Source organism: Lysinibacillus sp. 10T31 (genome assembly GCF_056394365.1).
Genome location: NZ_JBFTHS010000005.1, coordinates 37,268 through 48,605, shown reverse-complemented (window position 1 = coordinate 48,605; position 11,338 = coordinate 37,268). Strand labels below are relative to the sequence as shown.

12 protein-coding genes are annotated in these 11,338 nt (G+C 39.3%); all 12 read right to left on the bottom strand.

Annotated features, from left to right (window positions below):
• Positions 1-79 precede the first annotated feature (79 nt).
• Positions 80-496: a hypothetical protein gene (locus tag AC1DCY_RS04340; protein WP_477347775.1), complete on the bottom strand. Its 417-nt coding sequence runs from the start codon at positions 494-496 to the stop codon at positions 80-82.
• A 343-nt stretch (positions 497-839) separates the two neighbouring features.
• Complete coding sequence (locus tag AC1DCY_RS04335) at positions 840-2,534, bottom strand: methyl-accepting chemotaxis protein (protein ID WP_477347773.1); 1,695 nt, start codon at positions 2,532-2,534, stop codon at positions 840-842.
• A 123-nt stretch (positions 2,535-2,657) separates the two neighbouring features.
• Positions 2,658-2,831: a hypothetical protein gene (locus AC1DCY_RS04330; protein ID WP_477347771.1), complete on the bottom strand. Its 174-nt coding sequence runs from the start codon at positions 2,829-2,831 to the stop codon at positions 2,658-2,660.
• 301 nt (positions 2,832-3,132) lie between these two features.
• Positions 3,133-3,498: a hypothetical protein gene (locus tag AC1DCY_RS04325; protein WP_477347933.1), complete on the bottom strand. Its 366-nt coding sequence runs from the start codon at positions 3,496-3,498 to the stop codon at positions 3,133-3,135.
• Between the two features lie 324 nt (positions 3,499-3,822).
• Positions 3,823-5,289, bottom strand: coding sequence for a class I adenylate-forming enzyme family protein (locus AC1DCY_RS04320; protein ID WP_477347769.1), 1,467 nt, complete (start codon positions 5,287-5,289; stop codon positions 3,823-3,825).
• A 16-nt stretch (positions 5,290-5,305) separates the two neighbouring features.
• Positions 5,306-6,037 (bottom strand): 3-oxoacyl-ACP reductase FabG, encoded by a 732-nt coding sequence (gene fabG, locus AC1DCY_RS04315; RefSeq protein WP_477347767.1) that lies wholly within the window; start codon positions 6,035-6,037, stop codon positions 5,306-5,308.
• Positions 6,021-6,932, bottom strand: a complete 912-nt coding sequence (gene phaZ, locus AC1DCY_RS04310) for an intracellular short-chain-length polyhydroxyalkanoate depolymerase (protein WP_477347765.1) — start codon at positions 6,930-6,932, stop codon at positions 6,021-6,023. The genes fabG and phaZ overlap by 17 nt, the downstream gene beginning before the upstream one ends.
• A 12-nt stretch (positions 6,933-6,944) precedes the next feature.
• A complete protein-coding gene (locus AC1DCY_RS04305) occupies positions 6,945-7,949 on the bottom strand; it encodes a 3-oxoacyl-ACP synthase (protein WP_477347763.1) in 1,005 nt (334 codons plus the stop codon).
• Positions 7,946-8,965, bottom strand: coding sequence for a branched-chain amino acid ABC transporter permease (locus AC1DCY_RS04300; protein WP_477347761.1), 1,020 nt, complete (start codon positions 8,963-8,965; stop codon positions 7,946-7,948). The genes AC1DCY_RS04305 and AC1DCY_RS04300 overlap by 4 nt, the downstream gene beginning before the upstream one ends.
• Positions 8,962-9,834: a branched-chain amino acid ABC transporter permease gene (locus tag AC1DCY_RS04295; RefSeq protein WP_477347759.1), complete on the bottom strand. Its 873-nt coding sequence runs from the start codon at positions 9,832-9,834 to the stop codon at positions 8,962-8,964. Before AC1DCY_RS04295 ends, AC1DCY_RS04300 begins: the two co-directional genes overlap by 4 nt.
• 15 nt (positions 9,835-9,849) lie before the next feature.
• The gene (locus AC1DCY_RS04290; protein ID WP_477347757.1) at positions 9,850-10,557 is read right to left on the bottom strand and encodes an ABC transporter ATP-binding protein; all 708 of its coding nucleotides are present in this window, start codon (positions 10,555-10,557) and stop codon (positions 9,850-9,852) included.
• Complete coding sequence (locus AC1DCY_RS04285) at positions 10,532-11,308, bottom strand: ABC transporter ATP-binding protein (protein ID WP_477347755.1); 777 nt, start codon at positions 11,306-11,308, stop codon at positions 10,532-10,534. The genes AC1DCY_RS04290 and AC1DCY_RS04285 overlap by 26 nt, the downstream gene beginning before the upstream one ends.
• Positions 11,309-11,338 lie beyond the last annotated feature (30 nt).

The window sequence follows — 11,338 nt, the reverse complement described above, 5'->3', positions numbered from 1 at the left end:
CATCTCTTTGGATCGGGTTTGTTAGAGTTACCATATCATTTTCAACATGTTTATTTCGCTAATACACTAAAGCCACCCCCTAGTTCAATGACTGCAACCTTATAACATCTTGTGTATCTTTGAATTTTATTTTGATTTTATATTTATCCTCTTTATATGTTTCAACATTAACAGTACCAACCAAAAATGAAATAACGTTCCCTTTAATTTTTGTTTTCATATCTCCAACATTCCCTGTAATTAACCCATCTCTTCCTTCAAACTCAATGTCAATATTAAATAAATCCCCCTGCGATAGTTTTAAATCTTTCAATTCCATTTCAACCCAATTTACTCTTTTCTCAACATACAATTCAGGATTGTAAATATACTTGACATTCCAATATTCTCCCTCGCCATAGAAGATAACCTCATCTGTAATATCGGTTTGTTTGGATGATGAACAAGCTGTCAAACTAATTAAAAGAAAAATACCAAACAAAAGTCTCAGTTTCATTTTCAAACCACCTTTTTAGGTATGTCCCATACAAGTCAACATCATTTTTATATTCTTCGATTAAGGCATTATCAATAAGACCACTTGTTTCAAGAATTCTCAGCTTCCTCCCATTCCATTATTTATATATCCAATTTTAACATATATAACCACTTATCTAAAAAAACCCCCGTAAAAGTTAGATTGGTGTCTAACTTTTGCGGGGCAGTTCATTTAATATATTCTATCGTTTAGTATAGACTATTAACCCATTGCTTCTAATGAGCAATAGTTAATATTCCCATTTCTTTTCTGTACTTGTTTTACTTTAAACTGTTAGGATATAAAGCATTTTTCAACATCTTTAATATTGGAATTTTTTTAATAAGCTTTGAAGCTCGTCTGCCTGTTGTGCCATCTCTTTGGCTGAAGAAGCCATATTGTCTATGAAAGCTAATTGCTCCTTCGCTGTTAGCGTAACGTGCTCCGTACTTTCTGTCGCCTTGCTTGCAATGCGAGCCATTGCTTCTGTTGAGGCAGTCACTTCTTCAACACTTGCGGACATTTGCTCCGTCACGGCAGAGATGTCATGCAACTGTGTGCTAACTCCTTTAATCGACTGCATGATCTTGTGGAAGGCTAGCTTTGTATCATCTACAACATCCATACCTGCTGCAGCTTCCTTCGAGTTACTAGAAATAGCCGTAATTACATTGGCTGTATCATTTTGAATAGAATGAATTAGTGTTGCTATTTGATCAGCGGATTCCTTTGATTGTTCTGCTAATTTGCGAACCTCATCTGCAACGACTGCAAAGCCTTTTCCTTGTTCGCCAGCACGAGCCGCTTCAATGGCTGCATTTAATGCTAGCAAATTTGTTTGATCAGCGATACTTGTAATCACATCAACGATATTTCCAATTTGCTGTGATTGATCACCTAATATACGGACCTGCGCCTCTACATTGTCAGATGATTCATTAATAATGGTCATTTGATTCAATACACGATTTAATGAGTCATTGCCTTGTGCAGCCTCATCACTCATTAAATCAGCAGCATCTGAAACAGTTGAAGCGGTTTCAGCAACTTGTTGGATGCCAATCGCCATTTCTTGCATGGCAGTCAGGCTATCACTTGTGCTATGTAATGTAGTTTTTGAACCATCCGCTATTTCTTCTAATATTGATGTTAACTGTCTCGTCATATCCGCCGTTTGCTGCGATTTAGTTGTTAAGCCATCAGATGATACATCAACCTGTTTAGAGGATTGTGCTATTTGTTGCATTAATACTTGTAAGCTTGTCAGCATTTTATTAAAGGATTGCGCAAGCTCACCTGCTTCATCTTTGGAATTAATTTGTAGCTGTTTTGTTAAATCTCCTTCTCCATCCGCAATGTCATGTAGTTGAATATTTATTTCACGAAGCGGTTTCACAAATGCTCTTGTGAAAAGGAAGCTTCCTAATACAGCAATGACAGCTCCGATGAACAATACAATGAGAAGCTTACCGATAAATGCAAAAATAATAGCATTAACCCCGTCTATCGTTTCCCCGACAAACCACATCCCAATAATATCTCCACTTGCATCTTTAATCGGTGCATAGAGTGTTAAATATTTTGTCCCTACTACATCTGCTTCACCTATGAAGGTTTCCCCTTTGTTCATTACATTTTCAACGACTTTTGGATCAGCATCTTTGCCAACCAAGCGTTCTCCATTTAGCTTTAGGTTGGTAATTAGTCCTTTTGAGCCTTGGAAAATAGTTACACCACCATCGATGCTTTCTCCCACCTCATCAACAAAGGCTTCTTGATTAACGATTTTTGTATTCCCTTTGTAAAGTTCCCCATCTTTTATCGCCCAATCTCCCTTAAATCGTTCCTCTAGTAGCATATAACCGACCTTGGAAATATGGGTTATGCTTTGCTCAAAATTGTTACGCATAATTTGTTTCACTTGTATATGGGAAACAAATCCAATCATTACACTTAAAAATAGGATGACTCCGACTAAAAGTAAATTAAATTTTGTACTTATTTTAAAAGTGCGCAATAAATTTATCTCTCCTTTCTCATATTTATCAGGAATATTATGTATAAAATATAAGCCAAGTTTATTAAACATTATTCTGCAAATAGTTTCAATACATTATCAATAAATTAACATTTTTAATCATTATAGGTTGTTAGGAGCAGTGGCAAAGACAGTAAATTCACAATGTGAGGTTGATTTCCGTTCCGACTGTGGGCTTTGTTGCTGTCGCTTCGCTTTCGCACAGTTAAAACATTTGTTGCTGTCGCTTCGCTTTCGCACAGTTAAAAAATTGTTGCTGTCGCTTCGCTTTCGCACAGTTAAAACATTTGCCTCTGACGCTTCGCTTTAGCGCAGAGCAAAGCTTCCTGTGGCGTCCGATGAGACTCTTCACTTAGCTGCAAGGTCTCGGGCCAACACGATGTTGGTCACGAAGGCGTTATCACAGGACGTGATGGTTTTAGCTTTCGTTCCTCTATTGCTAATCTTCAAGGAGTCGTCCAGTCTCCACTGTCACCAACTCCCGCTAGTAAACTAAAATTCTTCATTTTGGATGTTAATATATCTAGAGAAGTGGAGAGTTTATGAAACTTATTCACTAAAACTCCCATTGAATAAGTTATTTATTGGAAAGTTCATCAATTGCTTGAACAGCTAGTTCCAACGCTTTAATTCTTCTTTCTAAAAGCGTTCTTTGGGGACTACCAGCCTTTGACTTAACATATACGTTCTCAATTGATGGAAATAAACCAGTAAGAACATTGCGAGCATCTGCTAATTCTGCCTGGGTGTATTGATGGGGGCTTTGATTCCAAACGTTTTCTAGCATTGCTAATCCAATACAAACAGCTTTGAGTCGTTTCTTTACTAAGGTAGTGTTTGCGCCTTTCTGAGTCATCTGGGATAAGGCGTTTTCGAGTTTACTGATTGTCGATTGTAAAGATTTTATTGATTCCAATTTTTCTACATTTGATACGTTTTCCATGTTAGTACTGCCCTTTCTTTGTTTCCTAATTATGTTCCTAGATACTTGATAAAATCGATAAGAACCTGATTTCACTCGCAATATTTTAACATAGATAGAAGGTAAATTCTCAACAATCTGGTCCAATTGAATAGCCTCTTCTATCTGTTTATCCTAATCTTTAAGGGATATTAGTATTTACTTGATGGGGGACGATATTAGAAAGAAGTTGCTTTGAACATTAAGGAAGCATTTCATTTATAAAACTGAAAAACGCCTGGATATCCAAGCGTTTTTTCTTCGTTTTCTGAAGCGTTTGCTATAATTATGCCAGCGAGAAATGGCTTAATTCGCGGCTTTCGCGTACATTTGTAATGCTTTTTTATCAATCTTTCCGACACTTGTTTTTGGTAATTCATCGATGAACATAATCTTTTTCGGAATTTTGTAGCGGCCTAGATGCTTGCTACAGATTTCTTTGATTTCTTCTAATATAGTAGCTTGCTTTTCCTGACAAACGATAACGGCTGCCACAATTTCTCCCCAATAATCATCCTCCACCCCAATCACCGCAACCTCTTGCACTAGCTGATGGCGTAAAATACATTGTTCTACTTCCTGGGGATAAACATTTTCACCCCCAGAAATAATCATCTCTTTACTGCGACCAACAATATAAAAGTCACCATCCTCATCCACCATTGCTAAATCGCCAGTTTTTAACCACCCATCTTGAATGATTTTTTCAGTCTCCTGTTGATTATTCCAGTAAAAGCGAAACATATGCTTTCCTCTAACCAATAGCTCTCCCACTTCATTTGGCGCACAGCTTTCTCCTGCACTATTGATAATTTTAGCTTCATTGAATTGCATGCTCTTCCCCACGGCACCTTTTTTCAAATAGGCTGCCTCTCGAGAAATATAAAAATTATTCGGCCCCGCTTCTGTTAAGCCGTAGCCCTCTTTAAAAAATAGCCCCTTCTTAAAAAACGCGTCATATATTGGATACGGGCATGGAGCTCCCCCTGATAAAAATACTTTCACTGAAGGGAAGCTACTGTTCTTAAAGTAATCCGTCGCAATAATCGCTTGGTACATGGTTGGCACAAAAAGCGAAATCGTCGTCTTGTACTGATTTATCGCCTGAAGAGCGTTTTCTGCCTCAAACTTATCACCAATTACAACTGTACCGCCAGCCATTAGCAGCGGTATACATAGGGCATTCAAACCTCCAGTATGAAACAACGGCATATAATTTAACGTACAATCACTATCACACAAGCCCCAGCTAATAATTGTATTAATGGCATTCCAATTTACTGAATTAAAGGATAGTACAACACCCTTTGCCTTGCCAGTTGTGCCCCCTGTATAAATCATCAACCAAGGATCATTAAGGTCTACTTCTCGAATGCTGAGAACTGCTCCTTCATTAGCTAAACGAAGAGAATGCATGTTTTCGAATGATATAGGACAATTCATTTCTTCATCGTATAGCAGTAAAGAAGGCGTAGCATCCGTCAAAATATCATGTAATTCCTTCGTACTCATACGCCAATTCAATGGCACATAGATGAGTCCTCTTAATCCACAGGCGAATAAGACAGCAAAAAGCTGAATATGATTTTTCGCAAATACGGCTACACGACTTCCTGCCTGCAAGTTTTGGCGCTCAAAAAAATGACTCCATTTTGCGATTTCTTCTGTTAATTGCTGATAAGTCCACTGTTCCTTAGTTTCTAGGTTCACCAATGCTAGACGTTGAGGTGTTAACGAAGCACGTTTTAAAATCCAGGATTGCTCTACAAACATCTTGAAAGCCTCCTTATCACATCATAATTGCTCCATCCACATGAAGCGTATGACCGTGGACATAAGAAGCCTCATCAGATGCTAAAAATAAGTAAGCATTGGCAATATCTCTAGGTGTTCCTAATCTTTGTAATGGCACGATAGAGCGCATTTGTGCCAGCACATTCTCTGGCATTTTTTTCACCATATCGGTTTCAGTAAAGCCTGGGGCCACCGCATTAACGTTGATACCCTTGCGCCCCAATTCCTTCGCCCATGATTTGGTCATGCCTACAATAGCCGCCTTTGTGGCAGCGTAATTTGTTTGGCCAACATTGCCGTAGACACCGCTAACAGAGGATGTATTAATAATTTTGCCCCCACCGGCAGCAATCATATGTGGAATCACCTCTTGTGTGCAATGAAAAACGCCAGTCAAATTCACATCAAGTACCTGTTGAAACTGATCCTCTGTCATTTTTGTTAACATCGCATCACGTGTAATACCCGCATTATTCACTAAAATATCAACCCGGCCAGAATGCTCTATAACCGTTGCCACTAGCTTCTTGACGCTCTCTCTATCCGCAACGTTTACTTGCACAAAAAATGCCTGATCCCCTAATTGCTGGGCTGCTGAAACACCCGCTTCCTCATTAAAATCCGCAATGACAACGAATGCACCCTCTTCAATAAATCGTTCAGCAGCAGCAAAGCCAATACCATTCGCAGCTCCTGTAATAATGGCAACTTTATTGTTTAAACGCATAATTTTTTCCTCCAATTTCTAAAAACGCTTCAATTTCAGTTGTAAGCTGTGGTAAATCATCAATTAATGGGGAGTGACCGCAGTCTTTTAAGCTGACGAATTGTGCATTAGCACCTAAATCGAGCATTGTTTCGTCATTCATTCCTTCTGTTATGACGTAATCGCGATCCCCTCTTAACACTAAAACTGGAATGGTAATCTGTTGTACCTCATGAGTGCCTTTTGTGACCTCATTATCAATAACACTTATATTAAAGATATTTAATGCATGATAAACTTCAGCGAGATTTCTTTGCGTCAGCATATCCTCCACATATGTCTGATAATGTTCTAGGCTAGGCTGATTATGAGTGTATATAAGTGCGTTCCAGACCGATTGTAAGCCCTGCACATTTTTGGAATCATAGAAGCCTTGTACTAATTTTGTTTTAGATGTATCGACGAGTACTTCTTCATAGGTAAATGCCCTCTTTAATGCTGCTTGATTGCCAGTACCTAAATCCGTGTAAAACGGATAGCCTCTCGTAGATGCTGAGGCTAGTAAAATAAGCTGCTGACAATAGCCTGGATACTGAGCAACAAACTGCATACATACAGCTCCGCCCGTAGACCAGCCAATCATGTCAAACCGTTTTAATTGAATGGCGTCCACAAAAAGCTTCACGTCATCGCTAAAATCTTTAATCGCGGAAATCGGTTTATGATAAGATGAACCACCAAAGCCTCGTAAATCCATCGCGTAAATTGTATATTTTTCATCCAATGCATCGATTAGAACGTCCCAATGCTTGGAGGATGTCATATTACCATGAATAAGCAATAAAACACGTTCTCCCCCTTGACGTTTACGATACGCAATCGTTTCTCCATTAGATAGCTGAACAGTTTTTAACATCGCATTTCCCCCTTATCCCCATCGAATCGTAATAGCTCCCCAAACATAGCCAATACCTGCACTAACAAGTGTGACGATGTCTCCATCGTGGATACGGCCTTCATCTAACGCCAGCTGCAATGATAATATTTGGTCAATCTGTCCGATATGTCCGTACTCTTGTAAGTATATGGACTGCTCCTGCTGTAAGCCGAGTTCAGATAAAATATAGTCATGAGCAGATTTTTTCATGTGAAGCATCGCCAAATAACTAATATCTCCCTCAGTTAATCCACTTTTCGCCAAGGTTGTTCGAATTACCTTCAAAAAATTGCTTAAAGATTTTTGCTCTAAGCGCTCCTTCATCCCAATCGGATCTATCACATCGAGCTGATACAAATTGTTCTCTAAATCATCAGGCGTCAAAGGTTTTTTTGTACCACCGACAGGCACGACTACATCCTCAGAGAACGAGCCATCCGTCATAATATCTGCCTCTAATAAATGATTTTTGTCATAGTCTTTTTGTAAAAGGATAGCGCCACCACCAGCTGCTAAATTGTACATAAAGCGTGTGCGAGGATTGCTGTAATCAATAAAATCAACATTTCGATAGCCACCAGCTAGGAGTACAGTATGAATGGAATGATCTGACGCCATTAAACTTTTCGCTATTTTTAGCGCCATAATGGTTGTGCCGCATCTTAATTGCACATCGAATGCCCAAGCATTTACGGCCCCTAGCTCCTCCTGCATTTTTATCGAGGCAGTCCACAAGGGATACTCCTTATGCTCCTCTCCCATATAAATCACAACATCAATGTCCTTCGGGTCGATATGAGCCTTGCGAATAGCGTCCTGTGCTGCCCATATCCCCATTTGAACCGTATGGTCGTGCTCACCAGGAATAGGCTTTTCATAGATACCCATTTTTTGTCGAATAATATCCTCTGGAATATTGGAAAGGCTCGCAATCTCTTTAGCTGTCATTCTCGTTTGCGGAATATAGATTCCTGTACTTACAATGCCTACTGTCATTCAAATCGCTCCTTTTCCTGCGACGGGGCAACCGATGTTTGGCCTTTTTCCTTGTGCTTTAAGCGCCATTTCCAAAACATCAGGCGCAGTGATCCAATAATTCCTTTTGGGAAAAAGATAACAGCTAAAATATAAAGAATCCCAAAGAAGATAATCCAACGTTCAAATATTGGATAATCACGAGCTAACCCAGAAAGTGCATGCTGTGCATATTCAATAACAGCCGACCCTAGTAATGGTCCAACTAACGTGCCCACACCACCAATAATCGTCATTAATAATGCATCTAGTGTAATGTCCATTGTCATCACACTCGTATTAACAAATCGTAGTGACACAGCATATAAGGAGCCTGCTAAGCTTGCAACGATACCTGCCACAATTGAGGCAATTACTTTATAGTACAAAGTGTTATAGCCTAATGATTTTGTTCGTTGTTCATTTTCCCGAACAGCAATTAATATTCGACCAGTTGGCGAGTTAACGAAGCGATAAAGCGCAAGAAAAATAACGACTAAGCATGCTAGAACAAAGAAATAGAACGTCATCCGATCTCTAAATATTTCAGGTGCTCTAAATGTAAAACCATCATTTCCGTACGTGACGGAACGCCATTTTTCTGCCACTACTAAAAATAGCCCCGAAAAAGATAATGTCAGCATCGCAAAGAAGTGACTTTTTAATCGAAGTGTCAGTAATCCTACTAAAAAACTAATGAACCCCGCTAGCAATATGCCGACGACGATAGATAATAAAAAAGTTGAAAGTGTTGGCTCCAATTGTTTCAGCATGACAGCCGTAGTGTAAGCACCTAAACCAAAAAACATAGCATGCCCGAACGACACAATACCTGTATAGCCAAGGAGAATGTCATAACTCATCGCTAAAATACCGAAAATAAAGATTTGTGTTAATAAAATAATGAGCGTCCTTGAATCATTGACGAAAGGGAGAAGCACTAATATTGCCAGCATGAGGAAAAAGCCTACATACTTTAATGAAAGCTTATTTTTCATGTCGATCTCTCCTTTCGCATAGCAAATAAACCTTGTGGACGGAAAATTAAAACAATGGCCATTAAAATCATATTGACCGCGAGCGATAGCACTGGCACATAATAAGCCATAAAGCTACCTGCTAAGCCGACTAATATTGCTGCCAGTAGCGAGCCTGAAAAACTGCCCATTCCTCCGATTACGACAACGATAAAGCCTAAAATCGCATACTCCATGCCCATTTCCGCATAGATGACACCTGAATACGGGGCCATTAACATGCCGCTAAGTGCTGCTAGTGCCGCACCAACCATAAAGACATATAAAAATACCCGCTTTATATGAATGCCAAGTGCCTGAGCCATTTCTTTATCCTGTACACCTGCCCGAACAATTAGCCCAATCTTCGTTTTCTTTAGCATGTATTGGAAAATAGCGAAAATGATAAAACCTACAACAATAATAAATAAACGATATTTAATGATAATAACGTCTCCAATTTCCCAGCTACCTGTTAAGTAGCTCGGTGTTTTCACTGCTACACCATTTGGACCAAAAACAACTTTAATCAACTCCTGTAGCACAAGCATCAGCCCTAATGTAATTAAAATTTGCTGAATATGATTGCCGTACACAGGTGTGATAATTAATTTTTCTGTAATAAGTCCCAATAAAGCTCCTGTTACGATGGCACCTACAACGCCAATTAGAAAGCTCTCTGTATACATATACGTGAAGATCCCTGCATAAGCCCCCCAAACAAATAAACCGCCATGAGCAAAGTTCAAAACATCCATTAATCCAAAAATTAACGTCAGACCCGCCGCCAGTAAAAAAATTAACATGCCAGTTGCCAGACCATTAATGACTAAATTGACGAAAAGCTCCAATCCAATACACCACCTTTATCCGATTCCAAGATATTTTCTTTTTAGTTCTTCATGATGGATAAGATCCTGCATTTTGCCCGAATGAACTGTTCTGCCATCATCAATCAACGTATACGTATCGCCAATTCGGCTCGCCATCATAAAGTTTTGCTCTACAAGAATGATGGATGTTTGCTTTTTCATTTCAACGATGGCCTCCATCACTTTCTCTACCACTATTGGCGCTAGTCCTTTAGAAGGCTCATCAATCAACATTAATTTACTATCGTTGATAAATGCCCGTGCCATGGACAGCATTTGTTTTTGACCACCTGAAAGATGTCCACCAGCCTTCTTCCAAAATTTCTTTAAATCAGGAAACAGCTCCAGCACATAATTTTGTCGCTCTAAAGTAGCTGTATCTTCTTTGCGCATGGCCACTTTCATATTTTCCTCTACGGTTAAATCTGCAAAAATACCTTGGTTTTCAGGTACATAGCCTATTCCTAATTTTGCAACTTTATACGTCGGGCTTTTTTTAATAGAATGTGAGCGAAATTCTACCTCGCCCTTTGAAGCGGGCGTTAACCCCATAATCGTTTTTAAAGTGGTTGTTTTACCTGCACCATTTCTGCCGAGCAGTACACTTACTTGCCCCTCCATTGCCTCAAAATTGACCCCTTGCAAAATATGGTATTGACCGATATATGTGTGGACTTCATTTAATTTCAGTAATGTGTTCATCGTACAGACCTCCTAAATATGCATTTTGTACGGTTTCATTTTTCATGATGTCCCCTGGTGTTCCATCCGCAAGAAGCTGGCCATTAAATAGCACCATAATCGAGTCCGATAAATCTAGGATCATATCCATCTTGTGCTCAATGAGAAGAATGGTTTTATCGCCTTGATTTTTAATAGTGCGAATCACCTCTAAAATCGTTGGCACCTCCTCTAAGGACATGCCTGCCGTTGGTTCATCAAGTAAAAGGATTTCCGTATCAAGTGCTAACAGCATAGCAATCTCAAGCTTTCTCTTTTCCCCATGGGACAGCATTGTCGTAAGGGCATCTCTTTTATTGTCAAGCAAGACAAGTGATAATAGTTCCTCCGCTTTTTCTGTAATCGCCTTATAGCTTTTATAATGGCGAAATAATTGATAACGAACTTTCTCCTTAGATTGCACAGCCAAACGGACATTTTCTAAAACGGTCAAGTTCGGGAAAACATTCGTAATTTGAAAAGAGCGCCCTAGCCCCATTCGCGTTCTTTCAATAGCTGATTTTTGAGCAAGCGATTGTCCCTTAAAATAGACATCCCCGGCAGTCGGCTTTAATTCTCCACTTAGTAAATTAAAGAAGGTTGTTTTTCCAGCTCCATTTGGTCCAATAATTGATTTCAAATGCTTTTCCGGCATATTAAAATTCACCTGGTCGACAGCAGTGTGTCCGCCAAAACGAATGGTTAAGTTTTCTGTTCGTAAAATAGGTTCCATCGTATTCTCCTTTCAAGTACTTCTATCGCT